Genomic DNA, 18,605 nt, shown 5'->3' on the forward strand with positions numbered 1-18,605 from the left:
GCCGCCCTGTGGTCTGGGAAAAATCTGTGGTCTCGAAACGAATCTAGCCGGATTCACGCAGGGTTTCAAACATCTGTTCGATTCGTGTCGCCTCGACTAGAGACATTGTCGGTTGATCGTGGTAGAAATTCGAACATGCGTTCGTAATCGAACGCATGATCGAATAACTCGATCGGTGTAGACCAGCGGAGGTCATGATGGGCAACGCAACACTTGGCAGCGCAACACTTGGCAGCGCGGTACTCGAGGACGGCGTGGCATTCGGGGGAAACATGCACCGGACGCAAGCCCCGCGCCCCGGCCCTGGTCCCGACTCGGCTGCGCCTGCTCAGCCGGCATTCGACGGCACATCAGCTTTGAAGTATCACCCGTCGTTCTACGGTGCCGCGCCCCAAGCCCCCGCACCGTCGCACATCCCGCCCGTGGCGCGTGGTGTCGAGGGAACGATGTGGGTGCGGACCACCCCACGCCGGACGGACGGCGACACGGATCGTTCGCGGCCCGGAGGTGGAACCTTCGAGTACCGAAACCGCGTCGGCGTCTCGCAAGTCGGACACGAGGCCCGCACCGAGGACGTGACGTGGCGGTCGATGCTGCTCGGAGTGGTACTGACGGCAGCGGCGGTGCTGGGATTGGTGGGAATAGGTGCCCTCTCCGTCGGTGACGCAACGACAAGCGACGACACCGCTGTCGTACGGGTGGCATCAGGCGACACGCTCACCGCGATTGCCACCAAAGTCTCCCCCGATCGCCCGGTGTGGTCGGTGATCGAACAGATCATGAACCTCAATGCGATGTCCACCTCTGCACTTACAGTCGGTCAGACTCTGATTGTTCCTGCGGGGCAAGGGCGCTGACCTGACGATGCGTGTGAACCCGCATGCCGGTACGCGGTCGGGATGAAAACGACCCACCGAGCGTGCGAGTCACAGATCGTCGGCGAGTAAGGTGTCACTTGACAGTCACACCACCTCGGGTGGTCGCGTTGAGTACGTGGATCTGCTCTGTGAATCGTCGGAGGGTTCACAGTCGGTAGCGAATCGGAGTTGCGGCCATTTCGGCGACGACGAAGGAACACCGATGCATTGCCCGTTCTGCCGGCACCCTGATTCCCGAGTGGTCGATTCGCGCGAAGCCGACGAAGGCCAGGCGATCCGCCGACGCCGATCGTGCCCGCAATGTGGCCGCCGCTTCACTACGGTCGAATCGGCGGTGCTTTCCGTGGTCAAGCGCAGCGGTGTCACCGAACCGTTCAGTCGGGAAAAAGTCGTCAAAGGTGTGCGCCGGGCGTGTCAAGGCCGTCAGGTCGACAACGATTCGTTGAATCTTCTCGCCCAGCAGGTGGAAGACGCTGTTCGGGCGTCGGGTTCGGCCGAGATTCCCAGCAACGAGGTGGGGCTCGCCATCCTCGATCCGCTACGCAATCTCGATGAGGTCGCGTACCTGCGATTCGCCTCGGTGTACAAGTCGTTCAGCTCGGCAGAGGACTTCGAGCAGGAAATCACCGATATGCGTCGACACGCGCAAGCAAGACAATCAAGCGCCACCGATGCAAATCCGGTGACTGTCGACTGAGTATTGGCAGCGGACCGACAGGAAGTTCCGTCGCCGAGTACGACGCGGACATACGAGTACCGGCAGTCGCCCCTCGACGGGCGTCCTGGGTTCTGTTCGACACGTGGCCGGTAGCCGAGTCGGTGTGACCATGTTTCGGTGTTGGTTCGAATTCGGGATCGTCGTTTTCGCTGTGATCGGTAGCCGGCAGTTGACTACTCCCGATTGCCCGGTTGCCGTGACAATCGACGAGCAGACGTTGCAATGCGCGCCACCGTATCGCGTCGGCCCATTCCGGATGACACCGACGGGCATGGTTCCCGACGGATTCGTAGCTGTTGCCGCTCTCACGTGCGATCCGCATCCGAGCGGCGACGTAGCCGCCGATCGAACTGTCGGATTCTCTGCTCACCGCTGGGCAGGCGATGTCGGCGGGGTGATCGAACGGCTGAACCGATCCTCCGAGCATCAGATCTCATGTCCCGGAAGCTGCGACGACGACGATTCAGCCGTGCTGGACGAATTGTGGTTAGTCGACAATCATGGCCGGGCAATACGGCCGGGACACCCCTCCGATTGGTGTGCACTGCCGAAACCCGGTGCACTGGCCGCGGTCAAGGAATTGACGTCGGTCGGCAGCGCCGAACATCGAATTGCCTTGTCCGACAAATAGATCTATGCACTGTCGAGTTGGCGGCCGACATATCGGCACCCGAGAGCAGGTGAGGCGTTGCCGGCGTCGGATGAACTGCCGGCGTCCCTGCGGCGGTGACCTCCAGACATCGGCGGGTTCACCGCAACGTCCGCTCTGGAATCAAGCCTCAGCGCTTGATCGCCTCGATTGCTTTCAATACCCGCTTCTCCGATACCGGTGTGGGGGTACCGAGGGACTGGGCGAACAGCCCTACCCGAAGTTCCTCGATCATCCAGCTGATCGCGTCGATGTCGCGGGCGGTGCGACGTTCCTCGGGCAGCGAGCCGAGCAATCTCTCATATGCGACATACACTCGGTCGAGCGCGTCGAGAGCCTGCTGATCGCGTTTGGCGCTTGCGGGCAGAGCCTCGAGGCGGAATGTCGCCGCAGCGAGGTATCGGGGAAGTTCACGCAATCGCGCCGAGCCCAATTCCGCCACGAAACCGGGGAACAGGAGTGACTTCACCTGTTCGCGGACGTCGTCGGCAGCGTCGCCACCGGCTCGGTCGAGCACGACGTTCAGCCGGTGAGCCTGCGCCAGGACCGGGACGATCATGCGCAGAATAGCCGAGACCCGCCCGGCCATCTCCGACCGCGCGACCTTGACCAGCACCTCGAACGACTCCGGAGTGCGAACCGGACCACCTTGCCCGGCAATCACTTCCGTGGCTGCTGCCACTCGACAGTCTTCCACCAGGGCCTCGAGACTTCCGTCGGGGTTCTGGCCCAACGCGAGACGGTGACTGTTGGACAGGCCGGCGGTGACGGCTTTGAGTTGCGTCGGAACTGCGGCGAGTAGTAGCGCTCTGGTGCCTTCCCTCATGGCCTGCGCCTGAGCGGCGGGTGTACTCAACACCCGGACGGCGACGCCGCCGTTCTCGGGAACCAACGCCGGATAACCGGTGACCTGCTGGCCGCCGATGGATCTGGTGACAGTCGGCTCGATTGCTCCCAGAGTCTCCGAGGTCCAGACAGTGGCAGCAGGGCGCTCGGTTCCGGTAGCGGCCTTGGCTACTTCCTTCTGTACGCGCGGCGCGAGCGTACGTCGAAGTTGCGTCAGGTCCTTGCCCTTGGCGAGGACCTTGCCGGACTCGTCCTCGACCACGAACGTCATACGTAGGTGGTCCGGCAGAGCTGCCGCGTCGAAATCCTCGCTGTCGATCCGGGTTCCGCCCAGGCGGGCCAGCTCACGAGCCATCGCGGCCTGCAGTGGTTCCGATCGCGGTTTCACCGTGGCCAGTGCAGCAACGGCATAGTCCGGTGCGGGAACCACTTGGCGACGGATGGTCTTGGGCAGCGTCTTGATCAGTGCGGCAACGAGTTCGACGCGCATGCCGGGTACCAGCCAGTCGAAACCGACGGGTTGGAGTTGAGCGAGCAGACCGACCGGGATGTGGGCGCTGACGCCGTCGTCGGCCTTACCCGGTTCGAACTGGTAAGTGAGCGGGAACTGCATGTCGCCCTGACGCCAGGCATCGGGGTACTCGCCGCCCAGGACGGCCGCGGCGTCGGAGTTCACCACGGTCTCCGGGGTGAAGGTGAGCAGCGCCGGGTTCTTGCGGCGCTCGCCCTTCCACCACTGATCGAAATGCCTGGCGGACAAGGCTTCCGAACCGATGCGTTCGTCGTAGAACTCGTACAGAGTTTCGTCGTCGACCAGGATGTCGCGTCGGCGTGCCCGGTTCTCGAGTTCCTCGACGCCGTCGAGGAGTGCGCGGTTCTCGTGGAAGAACGTGTGACTCGTCTGCCATTCCCCTTGAACGAGAGCGTGGCGGATGAACAGATCGCGGGAGGCTTCGGGATCGATCCGCGAGTAGGTGACAGCGCGACCGGTCACAAGCGGTACGCCGTACAGGGTGACGCGTTCGTACGCCATCGCGGAACCGCGTTTGGACGACCAGTGTGGTTCGGAATACGTGCGTTTGACCAGGTGCGGTGCCAGCTTCTCGGCCCATTCGGGTTCGATGCGGGCGGACATACGTGCCCAGAGCCTCGAGGTTTCCACCAATTCGGCGGCCATCACCCAGCGCGGCGGCTTCTTGAACAGGCCGGAACCGGGGAAGATCGCGAAGTTGCTGCCGCGAGCACCGAGGAAATCACGCTTCTCGCCCTCACGAAGTCCGATATGCGAGAGCAAACCGGCCAGCAGCGACTGGTGAATGGCGTTCTCACCGGCGGTGTCGTCGTTCACGGACCAGCCGAGACCGCGCGTGATCTGACGGAGCTGCCCGTGCAGGTCCTGCCATTCGCGGATGCGAAGCCAATGCAGGAATTCGGTGCGGCACATCTTGCGGAACTGGCTCGACGACAGTTCACGGCGTTGCTCGCGGACGTAGTCCCACAGCTTCAGGTATGCCAGGAAGTCGGAGTTCTCCACGTTGAAGCGCGCATGTTTCTCGTCGGCGGCCTGCTGGTGCTCGGCCGGGCGCTCACGCACGTCCTGGATGGACAAGGCCGCCACGATGACCAGTACCTCGTGCAGGCAGCCGTTGTTCTTCGCTTCCACCAACATTCGGGCCATCCGCGGGTCAACCGGAATGTGCGCCAATTCGCGGCCGATCGCGGTCAGCTCAGGGTGGGCGGCGTCGGATCCGCGGCTGATGGCGCCGAGTTCTTCGAGTAGACCGATACCGTCCTTGATCGCGCGCGGGTCCGGTGGTTGAACGAACGGGAACGCGGCAATGTCGCCCAGCCCCAGCGCTGTCATCTGCAAGATGACCGACGCGAGATTGGTTCGCAGGATCTCCGGCTCGGTGAACTCCGGGCGAGAGTCGAAGTCTTCCTCGGAGTACAGCCGGATGCAGATGCCCTCGGCGACACGGCCACAGCGGCCCGAGCGCTGCCGCGCCGACGCCTGCGAGATGTCCTCGATCGGAAGGCGCTGCACCTTGGTACGCACCGAATAGCGCGAGATACGGGCAGTTCCGGGATCGACGACGTATCGGATGCCCGGGACGGTCAGCGATGTCTCGGCTACGTTCGTGGCCAGCACGACGCGTCGGCCGGTGTGTGGCGAGAACACTTTGTGTTGTTCGGCGGCCGAGAGTCGCGCGTACAGCGGCACGATCTCGGTGTTGCGTAGGCGCCGATCCCGTAGGGCATCGGCGGTATCGCGGATCTCGCGTTCACCGGAGAGGAAGACGAGGATGTCGCCGTCGCCTTCCGCACTGAGTTCGTCGACTGCCTCGCAGACGGCATCGACCGGATCGCGATCGAAGGTGATGTCACCGGATTCCACTGTCAGCGGGCGGTAACGCATTTCCACCGGGAACGTCCGCCCGGAAACCTCGACGATCGGCGCCGGTTTCCCGTCGACGGCGAAGTGCTCGGCAAAGCGCTCCGGGTCGATGGTGGCGGAGGTGATGATCACCTTGAGGTCGGGGCGGCGGGGGAGTAGCTGCGCCAGGTAGCCGAGGATGAAGTCGATGTTGAGGCTGCGCTCGTGCGCTTCGTCGATGATCAACGTGTCGTAGCGCCGGAGCATACGGTCGCGTTGGATTTCCGCGAGCAGGATGCCGTCCGTCATCAGTTTGACGTACGTCCCGTCGGACACCTGGTCGGTGAACCGGACCGTGTATCCGACGGCGTCGCCGAGTTCGGTGCCCAGTTCTTCGGCGATGCGTTCGGCGACGGTGCGGGCGGCCAGGCGTCGTGGCTGGGTGTGACCGATCAGACCACGGACGCCACGTCCGAGCTCGAGGCAGATCTTGGGGATCTGGGTGGTCTTGCCCGAGCCGGTTTCGCCCGCGACGATCACCACCTGGTTTTCCGCGATTGCGGCGGCGATATCGTCCTTACGCCGGCTGACCGGGAGCGATTCCGGATACGAGATCTTGGGAAGATTTTCCGAGCGGCGCGTCAGCCGGTCACGAGCGGTCCCGATTTCCTCGGCGAGGGCGGCCAACGCCTGCGGTGTGCGTGCGCGGTCGAGTTTGCGGCGGAGTCGACTCTCGTCGCGTAGCGAAACCTGTGCGAGGGCGCTCTTGAGCTCGCTGCGCCGGGGCGAAACTGGGGCTGGAGGTGTAGTGGACATGCTCTCGACAGCCTATCGAACTGCCTCGGGAGGCTCACCCGCAGACCACGTTGTTATGACAGCATCGACGCGTGACGAAACACGATTCGGTGACCCCCTTCTTCGTACGGATATTCCGGGTCGTGTTCGCGGCTTACGGTTTGATGGCGTTGCTGTGGATACCGATCCGGAACGAGGACGGGTTCGTACTCGCCGACTATCTCAGCTATTTCACCATTGAAAGCAACATCTTGACGGCTGTGGTCCTTGTGGTCGGTGCCGTCCGGGATCCGCAGTCGAGGAGATGGCAGTACTTCCGGGGCGCGGTCACGATGTACATGGTGATCACGGGCATCATCTACGCGTTGCTGCTGTCCGACGTCGACGTGCAGTCCGGCGATGCGTGGACGAATACCGCCCTGCACCGGGTGTTGCCGCTGGTCCTCCTCCTCGATTGGGTGCTCATGCCGTCGCGGCATCGGATTCCCCTGCAGCGAACTTTGGTCTGGTTGAGTTTCCCGCTCGGGTACGGAATCTATTCGTTGATTCGGGGAAGCCTGGTCGAGTGGTATCCGTATCCGTTTCTCGACCCGGGGCAGTCGGGATACCTCGAAGTCGTCATCGGGTTGGTCGTGCTGTGGGTGTCGATGGGGGTGATGGGTGTGGCCGTGGTGGTGGCCGGTCGGATCGGCGCCCGCCGGCGCTACGGGGCGGACGCGGAGATGCTCGCGCTCACCCCGTGACAGGTACTCCGGCGCTGACAAGTGCCTCGGTGCGGCGGCATGGCATAGTCGCCATGACAGAGATTGTCATGGCACTACGACAGTATTTCGAAGGGGAACTAACGATGGCTTCGGCATTGTGGCACGGTTTCGCGGACATGGGTTCGGTCGAGAAGAACGGCGCTTTCGTGGTTTCGCGCGGTGAGGGTGCGTACATCTGGGATGGCGAGGGAACCCGGTATCTCGACGCGACGGCGGGACTGTGGTTCACCAATGTCGGTCACGGTCGTACCGAGATCGCTGACGCGGTGGCTGCTCAGCTGTCGAAGATCGCCCATTTCTCTAATTTCGGTGATTTCGTGCCCGAGACGACGCAGGCTCTGGCCGAGCGGCTCGCGACGATCGCGCCGGTGCCGGGTAGCAAGATTTTCTTCACTTCCGGTGGGTCTGATTCGATCGATACTGCGGCCAAGCTCGCCCGTCGGTACTGGCATGAGGTGGGCCGGCCCGAGAAGACGATGATCGTCGGCCGCCAGAAGGCTTATCACGGTATGCATGTCGCGGGTACCGCGCTTGCCGGAATTGCGGTCAATCGTGAAGGTTACGGGGAGTTCATGGCCGACGCGGCTACCGTCGGTTGGGATGATGGGAAAAGTTTGCTCGAGTTGATCGAGCGGGTTGGTGCGGACAAGATCGCTGCGTTCTTCGTCGAGCCGATCATCGGTGCGGGTGGGGTTTATCTGCCGCCGCAGGGTTATCTGGCCGAGGTGCGTCAGATCTGCCGTGAGCATGACATTCTTTTCGTCGTCGACGAGGTCGTGACGGGGTTCGGCCGTATCGGTGGGCAGTGGTTTGCGTCTACTCGTTTCGATTTGCAGCCTGACATGATGACTACTGCGAAGGGTTTGACGTCCGGGTATGTGCCGATGGGTGCGGTGTTCATCGCGCCGGCTGTGGCTGAGCCGTTTTATGCGGGGGCGTGGTGGCGTCACGGGTACACCTATGGTGGGCATGCCGGTGCTGCGGCTGCGGCGATGGCGAATCTCGATATCATCGAGCGGGAGGATCTGCTCGGGGAGTCGAAGCGTCTGGAAGCGTCGTTGCATGCGTATCTGCAGCCGTTGGCTGAGCATCCGCGGGTCGCGGAGGTGCGTAGTGGGCTCGGCGCTGTTGCCGCTGTCCAGTTGGTCGATGCTGCTGAGGCGTTGCCGTTGGTCAAGACCTTGCGTGAGCACGGGATTTCCGGTCGTGCGGCCGGTCAGGGTGCGATGCAGATTTCGCCGGCGTTCGTGATGACCGATGATCAGGTAGCGGAACTGGCTGCCGGAATTCTCGCAGCGCTCGGATAAGTCACTCGTCGCCCCGACTGCGGCGCCCCATCATCGACCTGATGCGGCGCCGCAGTGTCGTCGGTGCGGGTTCGAGCTCGATCTTCTGCTGTTCTGCTTCCTTGGCGTAGGCCTGCGTGTACCGCTCGTGTAGAACCGATCGAATCTCGTCCGGCGAGTACGCGCGTCGTTGCCGTTCGCCGCGCGCGACGAGTACGCCGGTCGCGGCCACCCCCATCGCTCCGGCGAGACCGACGAGTTTCCAGACGTGCGAGGCGCGCAGATTCATCAGTTCAGATTAGGGCCTTCCGGCCGACGGTACCTTCGTGAGGCGATGTTCTGGCCCAAGGCTGTCGTCGAAGCGGCCCCCGGTACGCGCCGAGGTCGGCGGTAGATCAGGCGTTCGACTCAGGAGCAACGGGCGTGGCAGCACCGGGCTGCTCGACTCCATGCCGGTCGAAGGCAGCGAGGAGATTATCGCCGCTACGGCGACCTCCGACCGAGAGTTGTTGCAGAGCAAGACCGTTCCGACGGGTGCGGCGGCCGCATCGGTAGGCGCCGGTGTATTGCCAGTACTGTTGTCGCATGGAAAGTGTGTCGACATCGCAGGTCAGTCTCCACGAGGCAGCGGCAGTCACCCGAACCGGGGATATCTGGATCTTCCGTGGCGAATCGACGGCGGACAGGGCGATTCAGACGCTCACCAACAGCCCGGTCAACCACGTGGGAATGTCGGTGGTGATCGGGGATCTCCCACCGTTGATGTGGCATGCGGAGCTGGGGCACTCGCTTCAGGACATGTGGACCGGTCGATTCCAGCGCGGAGTTCAACTACACGATCTCGAGGCCGCGGTTCGGGTGTGGGGTGCCAGATACGGGCAGCGCGGATGGTTTCGCCAACTCGATCGACCGGTCACCCGCGAACAGGAAGATGCGCTGCTGCGCACCGTCGCCCGCCTCGACGGCACACCGTTCCCGTCGACGGTGAAGTTGGCCTCTCGGTGGTTCGGTGGCCGAATTCCCAAGCTGCGCTGGAAATCAGCGGTGCCCGACTCCGGCGTCGAAAGCGCGTACTGCGCCGAGGTGGTCGCGCAAACCTACGAGGCGATGGGCCTGCTCGTCGGCAGTCGCCGGGTCAACTGGTTCGATCCGGGCAAGTTCTGGAGCGGCGACCAGTTGCCGCTGGCGCCGGGTGTGGGTCTCGGCGAGGAGATCGCGGTTCTGCTCAGCGACGCGGACCTGGAGGCCGGCCGAAATCCCGCAAAGCCCTCAGACCGTGCGTGATCGGTCGAACTCCACCAGACCGCCGACTTCGAGCCAGCCGTCCGTCGAGTACGTGGTGCGCAGGACCGATCCGCGGCCCTGAGTGATGAGCAACGACTGTCGCAGATGGTCGGTGATGCGGATCGCTGCGGCGCCGGTGGCCTCGTCCTCGGTGATTCCCAGCCCGGGACCGAACATCCGGGTCCTGATCGAAGACTCGAGTTCGTCCTGCCACGCCCAGAGGTAGTTTCCGCCGTCGGGATAGTCGGACGAATGGGCTGCGAGTACGTCCTCGGTCGAATCCAGCGGGTAGATCGCGAATTCCGGTGCCCAGTCCGCCTGGGCTCGAACCCACGTGAGCTCACCCGAACGACGGACTGCGACCACACCTGCCGGCGCGTCCAACGACGTCACCGGAACGCCCTGACGGTTCAGCCACCAACCGACCCCGACCGTGGGATGCCCGGCGAATGGCAGCTCGCGCGTCGGGGTGAATATCCGGACGCGGGCGCGCGCGTCGCCGACGGCGGGTAGATCGACGAAAATCGTTTCGCTGTAGTCGAGTTCGGCGGCCAACGCCTGACGTTCGGACTCCGGGACCAGGGAAGCGTCGACGATGCCGAGCGGATTGCCGTGCTTGCCGTTCTCGTCCGTGAAAACCCGGACGACATTCACTTCGATACCCATGGTCGCTACCTTAGCGCGCGAAAAGCCCTCCCCGCCGTGCGGCGGGGAGGGCGTGATTCTGCGTCGGGTCTTGGTATGTCAGACCTGTACGGCAGAGAGGATCTCGTTGGCTTCGACAGCTTGCGCAACACCCGCGACGATGGAACCGGCGCGGATCGCCTCGAAGATGACCTCCCGCTCGACACCTTCCTGGCGGAGGGTGTTCTCGTGAGCCTCGAGGCAGTGGTTGCAGCCGTTGATCGCAGAGACTGCGAGCGACCACAATTCGAAATCGGCCTTGTCGACGCCCGGATTGCCGATGATGTTCATCCGCAGCCCGGCACGAAGATCGTCGTACTTACCGTCCAGGTAGCCCTTGGTGCGGTAGAAGACGTTGTTCATGCCCATGATCGACGCGGCACCGAGTGCGGCGTTGTACGCCTCGGCCGACAGATTGTCGGCAGCCTCGGCCGCGATCTCCTTGAGCGTGGACGCCGACTTCGTGGCGGCTGCCGTCGCGAGGAGCGTTCCCCACAACTGCTGCTCGCTGAGAACCGTCGTACGCGCAATGGAGCTCAGGTTGAGCTTGAGATCCTTGGCGTACTCGGGAAGCGAGTTCTTCAGGTTCTCGACACTCATGGTCAGACGCTCGCCGTCAGGAGCTCACCGGCGTTGATCGTCGGATCGCCCTTCTTCCAGTTGCAGGCGCACAGCTCGTCGCTCTGCAGAGCGTCGAGGACACGGAGAACCTCGTCGACGTTACGGCCGACGGAACCTGCTGTGACAGAGACGAACTGGATCTCGTTGTTGGGGTCGACGATGAACGTCGCGCGGTCGGCGACACCGTCGGCATTGAGAACGCCGGTGGCTTCGGCAAGCTCACGCTTGAGGTCCGAGAGGATCGGGAACGGCAGGGTCTTGAGATCCTCGTGCTGTGCACGCCACTGGAAGTGCACGAACTCGTTGTCCACGGAAGCGCCGAGAACCTGCGCGTCGCGATCGGCGAATTCGTCGTTGAGCTTGCCGAATGCGGCGATCTCGGTGGGGCACACGAACGTGAAGTCCTTGGGCCAGAAGAAGACGATGCGCCACTTGCCGGCGTAGTCGTCGCTGGTCACGGTGGTGAAGTAGTCATCGGGCTGCTGAGCATCGACCTTGGACAGGTCGCCGCCGATGACGCCCGTGAGGTTGTATGCGGGGAACTGATCGCCGATTGTGAGCAGAGCCATGTGTCTGTATCTCCTACGTCTGTCGTGAACAGGGTTGTTGTGGGCATACGGTTCCGCGTGTGGAGCGTGGGTCGGACAGGGTTGCGGAGCCGAGAAGACTGTCTCCAACGCACGAGCCTGCGGCCTGCTGGATCGAGCACAGGGTCGAGGTGTTCGTTTATTGGTATGAATCCATTCTGCATCAAATAAGTCAAAAGGTAAAGGTGATGGATGGTTATAAACTGATAGGCATGTCTGATCAGACTTATCACCCTTCCTTGTCGCAGCTGCGTGCGTTTGTCGCAGTCGCCGAATATCGTCACTTCGGCACCGCCGCCGCCCGATCCGGTGTGAGTCAACCCACACTGTCGCAGGCTCTTGCCGCCCTGGAAGCCGGGCTGCGTGTTCGCCTGATCGAGCGAAGCACGCGGCGAGTGCTCGTCACGGCCGACGGTCAACGGTTATTGCCTCAGGCGAAGAACATTCTCGAGGCGGCGGACAGTTTTGTCGCCAGCGCCGCCGGTACCGGTACTCGGTTGACGGGACCACTTCGAGTCGGTTTGATTCCCACGGTAGCGCCGTACGTGTTGCCGGGATTGTTGCCCGCAGTGCGTGACGCCCTGCCAGGGTTGCAGCCGCAGATAGTCGAAGACCAGACCGCCAGACTGCTGGATGCTCTACGGTCCGGGGCCCTCGACGTAGCAGTGATGGCTCTGCCGGCTGGAGCTCCCGGTCTGGTGGAAATCCCGGTGTACGACGAAAGTTTTGTGATGGTCGTACCGGCCGGTCACCAGTTGGCCGGCCGGGTGGACCTCACCCCGAACGCACTCGATTCCCTTCCGCTTCTCCTGCTCGACGACGGGCACTGTCTTCGGGATCAAACTCTGGATCTGTGTCGCTCCGTCGACGCTCACCCGCTTGCCGGTGATACCAGAGCGACCTCCCTCGCCACCGTCGTGCAGTGTGTAGCAGGTGGACTCGGAGTGACTCTGGTTCCGGAATCCGCTGTGGTGGTAGAGCTTCGGCGTGGCGATCTGGACACCGCCCATTTCGCCGCGCCTGTGCCTGGTCGAACCATCGGAGTGGTGTTCCGCTCGTCGAGCGGTCGCGCCGAAGGGTTCCGGCAGTTCGCCGACCTCATCGCATCGGTCAGTCCGGTTGCGGCGATCGACGTCGGTTGACTGCTCCCGGCGGCGAACAGTGTTGTCGGTGAGCCCTTCGCTCGGGTCTGCTACTGAGCGGCGGCGATGACGGCGCCGGGGTTCAGGATGCCCAGCGGGTCGAGCGCATCTTTCACCTTGCGGTTCAGCGCCATGACGTCCTCGCCCAGCTGAGCGGGCAACCAGTCGCGTTTGAGTCGACCTACTCCATGTTCGCCGGTGATCGTGCCGCCCAGCGCGATGGCCAGATCCATGACCCGGCCGAACGCAGTCTGAGCGCGATCGGCCATATCGGGGTCAGCGGGGTCGAATACGATGAGCGGGTGCGTGTTTCCGTCACCGGCATGGGCGACCGTGCAGATCTGCACGTCCAGATCGTCAGCGATGTCCGCGATTCCGGTGACCAGCCGTGGGAGTTCTCGCATGGGGACTCCGACGTCCTCGAACAGCAGGCTTCCCAGTTTCAGGACGGCGGGAAACACCGCGCGTCTGGCGGCAGTGAACGCCTCACCGTCAGCCTGATCGTCGGTGGCGAACACCTCGGTGGCCCCGTGCCTCTCGCACGCCGACACGATCGTCTCGATCTCGAGTGCACCGGCAGCGCCTGGAGCATCCGACTGTGCGAGAAGAAGCGCGTGGGCGTTCCGGTCCAAGCCCATCCGGACGAAGTCCTCGACGGCATTGATACTGGCATGATCCATGAACTCGAGCATCGCCGGACGCATGTTCCCCGTGATAGCGAGTACCGCGTCGGACGCCGCGTGCACCGAATCGAAAGACGCCACCACCGTCGATGCAGGTGGTTGTGCTGGAATCAGGCGCAATGTGATCTCGGTGATGATTCCCAGAGTGCCCTCACTGCCGACGAACAGTTTGGTCAGAGACAGCCCGGCAACGTCCTTGATCAGCGGCCCACCGAGTTTCACCGCAGTGCCGTCGGCCAGTACCACCCGAAGACCGAGAACGTAGTCGGTGGTGACGCCGTACTTCACACAACACAGCCCGCCCGCGTTCGTCGCCGCGTTGCCGCCGATGGAACAGATCTCGAACGATGACGGGTCCGGGGGATACCAGAGTCCTTGCGCCGCTGCCGCTTTCTTGACCTCGACATTCATCAGTCCTGGTTGTGCGACGGCGACGCGGGCAACCGGATCGATCGTGATCTCGCGCATCCGCTCGGTGCTGACCACGATGCATCCGTCCACGGCGCTCGACCCGCCGGAGACTCCCGAACCTGCGCCGCGCGGAACCACCGGAACCCGGTGCGCGGTAGCCCAGCGCATCACGGCTTGGACATCCTCGGTGCAGGTGGCTCGAACAACGGCAGCCGGATGGCCGGCCGTGGGATCGGCAGCCCAGTCCTGCCGGTAACTCGCAGTCAGATCCGGATCGAGAATCACCGAACTGTCCGGGAGTGCTGCGATCAGTTCGTCGAGGGCAGATGAAGTCGCGGACGTCATGTCCTCATCATGCTCGACGTGACTTGTCGACGGGCGCATTTGCATGTGCGGACGTGGGTCGGATGTTGTGCATGCCCGATCAAGATTGCGGCTGTTGTGGGTCGTCGTCGTTGTCGTCCGGCCAGCCGGGGTAGTTGGGCAGAACGAGTGGTGGAGTGAAGTCGTTCCACGCCCTGAGTCGTTTCCCGTCGTGACGAGATTTGAACCACTCTGAGCAAAGGTCTTGCTGTGCGCGATTGCTGGTGGCGTTGGTGTATTTATCGACGATCCAGCCGCCGAACACGTCGTCCTTGGGCGCGTTGCGTGGTCCCTCGAACAGGGGGTAAACAGTACCTGGAGGTGACGGGGTCGTGTTGTGCATCCTGATTTCGTGGCTTCCGCTCGGTGGACGGTACCAATCTGGTTGGCGGCCGTCGTAGTCGGTGTCGTATGCGTCGGTGCAAACGTAGACGACGACGGTGGAATCGCCGCGGTATTCAGGTTGAATGTCTTCGATGCTGAGTATGCGGTTGATGCTGGTGCCGCGATAGGTTCGTGGTGGTGTACCGGGCCGGTTTCCGTAGCGACGATCGTTCGAGATTGTTCCGCGGGTGTCGGCTGTGGCACGAGTGAATCCTGGATAGGCCTGGTTGCTGTCGCCGCTACTCTCTACGACGGCGTCGGATTCTATGAATGCCCGGACTATGGTGGCTTCTTCGCCGAACAGGTCGATGCCGGGGTCTGCGATCCAATGATTGCGGTAGTCGGTCATGTAGTGCGGCAGCATGTAGCTACTTTGCGGGACCGATGTAGCGGTGACGGATGCGGGTGGCTCGGAAGACGAACAACTCGACATGCAGATTCCCGCGATCAAAATAAGCGCGAGAGCTTTTGCGGTGCTGCGGTTCCGATGAGATTTCGCCGTAGAAGTCCTATCCGACATCATTGAGACCGTCCATCAAGTTGACCATGAAGGTATCTCGATTGAATCCACGGAATCTCAAGTAGTCTTGAAGAGCGCCGTCCAGTGTAGCGTTGTTTCCCAGCGTTTCGATATTGATCGGTGTCAGGGACTGGTCGAAGTCACCGTCGATTCGAAAGTCATTGAGGACTTCGAAATCACTTCTCCCGTATGCGTTGTCAAGTGCCTGGACCAACCGATAGTCAAGCAAAGTCGTGGAGTCCGTAGACCGGTCCGAGAAGTTGAGTTGCGCTGGCGGAACGTCCACCGGAGCACCGACGACGTGGTCCCGCAGTTCGACTCCGAGCATGCTGACCGCAACGCTGGTCGGTGGCCCGAAGCCGGGAATCATGGCGGTGCCCCCGGAAATCAGCCATCCGAGTTCGTCGTACGTCTTCCCACGCCTGCCTAGGATGTCCTGCTGCGCTGCCGCAGCGTCGCCGGTGCGGTTGAGGGCCTCTTCCTCGAGGGCGCCATCCATCAGTGACTGGACCCTGCCGGCATAAATGGCGTACTGCGAAGAGCCTGCGGCGATGTCGCCGCTCATGCTTTTTTCGACGAAGGTCCCCTGGAGTTGGCTCGAGGCGCCGAGCATATGAGCATTGAAACCGGCGGCAGCCTCGGGATCGCTGTCGATGATCGCGATCAACGATTTCGCGTTGGCGAACCTGTTGTCGTAGGTGTCGAGATTTTCGAATCCGAGGGTGCCGGTTTGATCTGGTGCCAATCCGACGAGGTTTCCGATGTACGGGGTCATCGCGGCGCCGATGGACTGGGTCAATGCGGGATTTACTTCGCCGATGGACCTGTCGCCGAGGCCGGGAATGTCGAGGAAGGTGCTTTTGCCGTCGGCGAGATTATGGGCGAGTGCGAGGGCTGAGGTGCCGGCGCGTTCGGCGACAGCTGGGTCGGGGTGAGTGGCGTCGGGTCCGATCCACTGGGTGAGACCGCTGACGGCTCGTCCGTCATCGTTCCAATCGCGAGTGAACAGGTGTGTCAGATTTTCTTTGTGCGCCGGGTCGGTGAGGAATTCGGCGTTCGACGAAGTGTCCCGAGTGGCGACGTCGAGGGCTGTGGTGAGCGTGGAATCGAGTTCGTCGTTGCTGATGGGGCGGTCGTTGTCGTCGAGGATCAGGTGCATCGGTGCACTCGGCGAGGTTTGCGTATGTAACGGTGCGAGATCTGCGGTTCGATCGAGCAATGCAGAACTGAGAGCGCTACCCGATTGTGTTGCCGGATCGGCATTTCGGAGAATATCCGTGAGGGCATTCGAATCGTCGTAATGGTTGATCTTCGTGGTGGTGAAAAATTCGTCGGGCCTCAGCTGCGAACTGTACGCAGGATCGCTGAAGATCGTACGGACGTCGGGTGGAAGATTGTCGAGGCTGCCGACGGTTCCGGTGCCGTCGCCGACGTGCGGATTGGCGACGGTGAACATGCCGGACGCGAGGGCATCGGGTATTCGAGGGTCCGCGGCGATATTTGCATCGGGAAAGGCGAGGGTTCGGAAACCTGCCGCTCGGGCGTTGATGTCCTTCATTTCGTCGAGGTCGGTGTCGGCGTAGAACTCGCGGAGGTACGCGAGTTGTATCGGGTCGAGAACTACCGGTCCGCCGGCGGCGAGTTGCGCCTGTTGTTCGGAGGTGAGTGTCGTCGCGGCGATCAGTCGTTGCTTGGCAGCTTCACTCTCGGGCGTTGCCTCTGTGGATCGGGCGAGAACGTCGGAATCGTCGGCACCGTGTCCGTCCAACCGGATCGAATGTGTAGTGGCGGTCAGCGTTGCATCCGGGATTCCGAAGTCCGCCTTGCGGTCGAGGAGTGAGGTGCCGGCGGCAGTGATGTCGGCGAGCGCACCGGCGGCACGCGCGTCGGTGTCGTTGACATCGGTCAGTGCCGCACCGATGCGCCATGCGTGGTATTCGAGGCGGTCGCGCACGTCGTGTGGGTCTGCGCCGGCCTGAATGTCCGGCGTCGCTGTGACTGACCCGTCGTCGGCGACGGTGAAACCGTCGGCGCTCGCCTGGTCGACTCGGCTGACAAGCGTTTCCCTGGCGTATCGGAGGTTCGTCGTTTGTGCCGTGACGCACCGTTGGGCGTCGGCGACCGTCGAGACTGCGTCTCGACCGAAGGTATGCAGACGGGTCGCCGAATCCCAGGCCGCTGTCGCCGCAGTGCCACTCCAGGTGGTGGTTGCCGTGTCCATGATGCGGTATGTGGTATCGACGTTGCTGTCGAAGACGTCGCGTCCGTTGCCGAGGGAGGCGGCATAGCTGTCGACGGCGTCGAGGTTCCAGGATCGAATCTGCGAGATCGACAGAGTCATCGTATGTCGCCTGAATCCTCGATCCGGGCGCCGTTGGAGGAGTCGACTTCGACGAACTCTCGGGCGGAGTTTTCCAGGCAAGCACTGGTAGCGGTGATTCCCGCTCCGATCGCGCGTCCGAGCCCGTCGACTGCGACGGCGTTGTCGGTTATCGCTGTGGCGAACATCGAACCCGCAGCGCCACGTGTTGCGGCGGTACCGGCCTCCGATGCCGAGAAACCGGTGACAGCAGCAGCAGGAGCGGTCAGCCCTGCCGCTGCGCTTGCCAATTCGGCTGGATCAGCGGCGAACGTTTCCACACCCATGAACGAATCCCCCCGAATTCAACTACCTCATTGCAGTGAACTGAGGATAGAGCATGGACGAGACATCAGCACGGCAATGGCGCGCCGACGTCCGTGCAGTGCGCATGAAATCCTTAACGGCCCTTCGGTTTTCCGGAGAATCGGCCACCCGAACTCTTGGTTCCACCGGACTTGCCGCTACCGGACCTGCCACCGGCTTTGGCCTTGCCTGCACCCGAGTTGCGGCCCGAGATGTTCTTGGCGGTACCGGCACCCTTCGGCTTCTGTCCGTTCTTCGCGGCCTCGGCGCGCCGCTCGCGCGCTGCCAGCTTGGCCTTCACCGAGCCTTTGATCTTCTCGGCCGGCGCACCGTTGCGGCCCCGCGAACTCTGGGCCGTCCGGCCACGCACGATCCCGATCAGCTCTTCGATCAGATCGGTGGTCTCGTCTTCGAGCCAGGCCAACGCAATCGGTGACTCGGGAGCACCGTCCACCGGTACGAACGTCAGATCCTTACGGTGGTGCAGGCGCGCCAGTGACTGGGGAACAACGACCACTCCGACGCCCGCCGCCACCAATTCGATGGCGTCGGCAACGGTCGCGGGACGTTCGGCGGCCTCCTTACCGGGGCGGCTCGACCACTCCAGAGTGTCCTCGAGCGGATGCAGAACGATCTCGTCGCTCAAATCGTCGACCGAAATTCGGTCCACCGCGGTGAACACGTGGTCCTTCGGTATCACGACCACGGGAGTTTCGGCATAGAGCGAGATCGCGCTGATCCCGTCTCGACCGATCGGCAAACGGACCAGGCCGGCATCCGCGCCCCTGTCCCGCAGTGTCGCGGTGAGCTCGAGAACCGGTACCGGAACGAGTTCGAGGCGAACCTCGGGAAGACGCTCGTGCCACACCCGAACCCACTTGGTGGGCGTCACGCCCGGGGCGTACGCGAGTCGAAAGATGGTTGGACTATCCGGCGCTGTCACCCGCTCAG

Annotated in this window: 17 protein-coding genes; 7 read left to right on the plus strand and 10 right to left on the minus strand. The window is 62.9% G+C overall.

Annotation, left to right across the window (positions count from 1 at the left end; all coding sequences use genetic code 11):
- Positions 1–197: 197 nt before the first annotated feature.
- The 3 genes from ABH922_RS08405 (at position 198) to ABH922_RS08415 (ending at position 2,227) form a co-directional block, all read left to right on the plus strand.
- Entirely contained in the window at positions 198–857 is a 660-nt protein-coding gene (locus ABH922_RS08405) for a LysM peptidoglycan-binding domain-containing protein (protein ID WP_424806477.1), read from the plus strand.
- Positions 858–1,080: 223 nt separating this feature from the next.
- Positions 1,081–1,575, plus strand: a complete 495-nt coding sequence (gene nrdR / locus ABH922_RS08410) for a transcriptional regulator NrdR (protein ID WP_424806478.1) — start codon at positions 1,081–1,083, stop codon at positions 1,573–1,575.
- A gap of 190 nt (positions 1,576–1,765) precedes the next feature.
- Positions 1,766–2,227: a hypothetical protein gene (locus ABH922_RS08415; protein ID WP_424806479.1), complete on the plus strand. Its 462-nt coding sequence runs from the start codon at positions 1,766–1,768 to the stop codon at positions 2,225–2,227.
- A gap of 148 nt (positions 2,228–2,375) precedes the next feature.
- Here the strand turns inward: ABH922_RS08415 and hrpA are convergent, their stop codons facing one another.
- A complete protein-coding gene (hrpA, locus tag ABH922_RS08420; RefSeq protein ID WP_424806480.1) occupies positions 2,376–6,281 on the minus strand; it encodes an ATP-dependent RNA helicase HrpA in 3,906 nt (1,301 codons plus the stop codon).
- 71 nt (positions 6,282–6,352) lie between these two features.
- Here hrpA and ABH922_RS08425 point away from each other — a divergent pair, with 71 nt between their 5' ends.
- Together ABH922_RS08425 and ABH922_RS08430 are read left to right on the plus strand one after the other, a co-directional pair.
- Positions 6,353–7,003, plus strand: coding sequence for a Pr6Pr family membrane protein (locus ABH922_RS08425; RefSeq protein ID WP_424806481.1), 651 nt, complete (start codon positions 6,353–6,355; stop codon positions 7,001–7,003).
- 104 nt (positions 7,004–7,107) lie between these two features.
- Positions 7,108–8,331, plus strand: a complete 1,224-nt coding sequence (locus ABH922_RS08430) for an aspartate aminotransferase family protein (RefSeq protein ID WP_424806482.1) — start codon at positions 7,108–7,110, stop codon at positions 8,329–8,331.
- Position 8,332: 1 nt separating this feature from the next.
- Here the strand turns inward: ABH922_RS08430 and ABH922_RS08435 are convergent, their stop codons facing one another.
- The gene (locus ABH922_RS08435; RefSeq protein ID WP_424806483.1) at positions 8,333–8,599 is read right to left on the minus strand and encodes a hypothetical protein; all 267 of its coding nucleotides are present in this window, start codon (positions 8,597–8,599) and stop codon (positions 8,333–8,335) included.
- Positions 8,600–8,895: 296 nt separating this feature from the next.
- Here ABH922_RS08435 and ABH922_RS08440 point away from each other — a divergent pair, with 296 nt between their 5' ends.
- Positions 8,896–9,594 carry a hypothetical protein gene (locus tag ABH922_RS08440; protein WP_424806484.1) on the plus strand — a complete coding sequence of 233 codons (699 nt, stop codon included), beginning with the start codon at positions 8,896–8,898 and terminating at the stop codon, positions 9,592–9,594.
- Here the strand turns inward: ABH922_RS08440 and ABH922_RS08445 are convergent.
- From ABH922_RS08445 to ABH922_RS08455, 3 genes are all read right to left on the minus strand, one after another.
- Positions 9,580–10,260, minus strand: a complete 681-nt coding sequence (locus ABH922_RS08445) for a PhzF family phenazine biosynthesis protein (RefSeq protein WP_424806485.1) — start codon at positions 10,258–10,260, stop codon at positions 9,580–9,582. The genes ABH922_RS08440 and ABH922_RS08445 overlap by 15 nt on opposite strands.
- Positions 10,261–10,338: 78 nt before the next feature.
- A complete protein-coding gene (locus tag ABH922_RS08450) occupies positions 10,339–10,878 on the minus strand; it encodes a carboxymuconolactone decarboxylase family protein (protein WP_424806486.1) in 540 nt (179 codons plus the stop codon).
- Between the two features lie 2 nt (positions 10,879–10,880).
- Positions 10,881–11,468: a peroxiredoxin gene (locus ABH922_RS08455; protein ID WP_424806487.1), complete on the minus strand. Its 588-nt coding sequence runs from the start codon at positions 11,466–11,468 to the stop codon at positions 10,881–10,883.
- A 230-nt stretch (positions 11,469–11,698) separates the two neighbouring features.
- Here ABH922_RS08455 and ABH922_RS08460 point away from each other — a divergent pair, with 230 nt between their 5' ends.
- On the plus strand, positions 11,699–12,628 hold the full coding sequence (locus ABH922_RS08460) for a LysR substrate-binding domain-containing protein (RefSeq protein WP_424806488.1): 930 nt from the start codon (positions 11,699–11,701) through the stop codon (positions 12,626–12,628).
- A gap of 50 nt (positions 12,629–12,678) precedes the next feature.
- On the opposite strand, the gene ABH922_RS08465 is transcribed toward ABH922_RS08460, so the two are convergent.
- The 5 genes from ABH922_RS08465 to ABH922_RS08485 all read right to left on the minus strand — a co-directional run bounded on the left by ABH922_RS08465 (position 12,679) and on the right by ABH922_RS08485 (position 18,597).
- The gene (locus ABH922_RS08465) at positions 12,679–14,067 is read right to left on the minus strand and encodes an FAD-binding oxidoreductase (RefSeq protein WP_424806489.1); all 1,389 of its coding nucleotides are present in this window, start codon (positions 14,065–14,067) and stop codon (positions 12,679–12,681) included.
- Positions 14,068–14,146: 79 nt separating this feature from the next.
- Positions 14,147–14,833: a hypothetical protein gene (locus ABH922_RS08470; RefSeq protein WP_424806490.1), complete on the minus strand. Its 687-nt coding sequence runs from the start codon at positions 14,831–14,833 to the stop codon at positions 14,147–14,149.
- 145 nt (positions 14,834–14,978) lie between these two features.
- Entirely contained in the window at positions 14,979–17,330 is a 2,352-nt protein-coding gene (locus tag ABH922_RS08475; RefSeq protein ID WP_424806491.1) for a hypothetical protein, read from the minus strand.
- Positions 17,327–17,635: a hypothetical protein gene (locus ABH922_RS08480; RefSeq protein ID WP_424806492.1), complete on the minus strand. Its 309-nt coding sequence runs from the start codon at positions 17,633–17,635 to the stop codon at positions 17,327–17,329. The genes ABH922_RS08475 and ABH922_RS08480 overlap by 4 nt, the downstream gene beginning before the upstream one ends.
- Before the next feature lie 113 nt (positions 17,636–17,748).
- Positions 17,749–18,597, minus strand: coding sequence for a LysR substrate-binding domain-containing protein (locus tag ABH922_RS08485; protein WP_424806493.1), 849 nt, complete (start codon positions 18,595–18,597; stop codon positions 17,749–17,751).
- Between the last annotated feature and the right edge of the window lie 8 nt (positions 18,598–18,605).

Source organism: Rhodococcus sp. 27YEA15, assembly GCF_049739425.1.
In the GTDB taxonomy this organism is placed as follows: Bacteria; Actinomycetota; Actinomycetes; order Mycobacteriales; family Mycobacteriaceae; genus Rhodococcus_F.

Excerpts from the sequence above, each read along its gene's own strand:
- ABH922_RS08440 (WP_424806484.1), top strand. The coding sequence starts at position 8,896 with ATGGAAAGTGTGTCGACATCGCAGGTCAGTCTCCACGAGGCAGCGGCA.
- ABH922_RS08405 (WP_424806477.1), top strand. The coding sequence starts at position 198 with ATGGGCAACGCAACACTTGGCAGCGCAACACTTGGCAGCGCGGTACTC.
- hrpA (WP_424806480.1), bottom strand. The coding sequence starts at position 6,281 with ATGTCCACTACACCTCCAGCCCCAGTTTCGCCCCGGCGCAGCGAGCTC.
- nrdR (WP_424806478.1), top strand. The coding sequence starts at position 1,081 with ATGCATTGCCCGTTCTGCCGGCACCCTGATTCCCGAGTGGTCGATTCG.
- ABH922_RS08480 (WP_424806492.1), bottom strand. The coding sequence starts at position 17,635 with ATGGGTGTGGAAACGTTCGCCGCTGATCCAGCCGAATTGGCAAGCGCA.
- ABH922_RS08465 (WP_424806489.1), bottom strand. The coding sequence starts at position 14,067 with ATGACGTCCGCGACTTCATCTGCCCTCGACGAACTGATCGCAGCACTC.
- ABH922_RS08470 (WP_424806490.1), bottom strand. The coding sequence starts at position 14,833 with ATGCTGCCGCACTACATGACCGACTACCGCAATCATTGGATCGCAGAC.
- ABH922_RS08475 (WP_424806491.1), bottom strand. The coding sequence starts at position 17,330 with ATGACTCTGTCGATCTCGCAGATTCGATCCTGGAACCTCGACGCCGTC.
- ABH922_RS08435 (WP_424806483.1), bottom strand. The coding sequence starts at position 8,599 with ATGAATCTGCGCGCCTCGCACGTCTGGAAACTCGTCGGTCTCGCCGGA.
- ABH922_RS08445 (WP_424806485.1), bottom strand. The coding sequence starts at position 10,260 with ATGGGTATCGAAGTGAATGTCGTCCGGGTTTTCACGGACGAGAACGGC.
- ABH922_RS08460 (WP_424806488.1), top strand. The coding sequence starts at position 11,699 with ATGTCTGATCAGACTTATCACCCTTCCTTGTCGCAGCTGCGTGCGTTT.
- ABH922_RS08450 (WP_424806486.1), bottom strand. The coding sequence starts at position 10,878 with ATGAGTGTCGAGAACCTGAAGAACTCGCTTCCCGAGTACGCCAAGGAT.
- ABH922_RS08455 (WP_424806487.1), bottom strand. The coding sequence starts at position 11,468 with ATGGCTCTGCTCACAATCGGCGATCAGTTCCCCGCATACAACCTCACG.
- ABH922_RS08430 (WP_424806482.1), top strand. The coding sequence starts at position 7,108 with ATGGCTTCGGCATTGTGGCACGGTTTCGCGGACATGGGTTCGGTCGAG.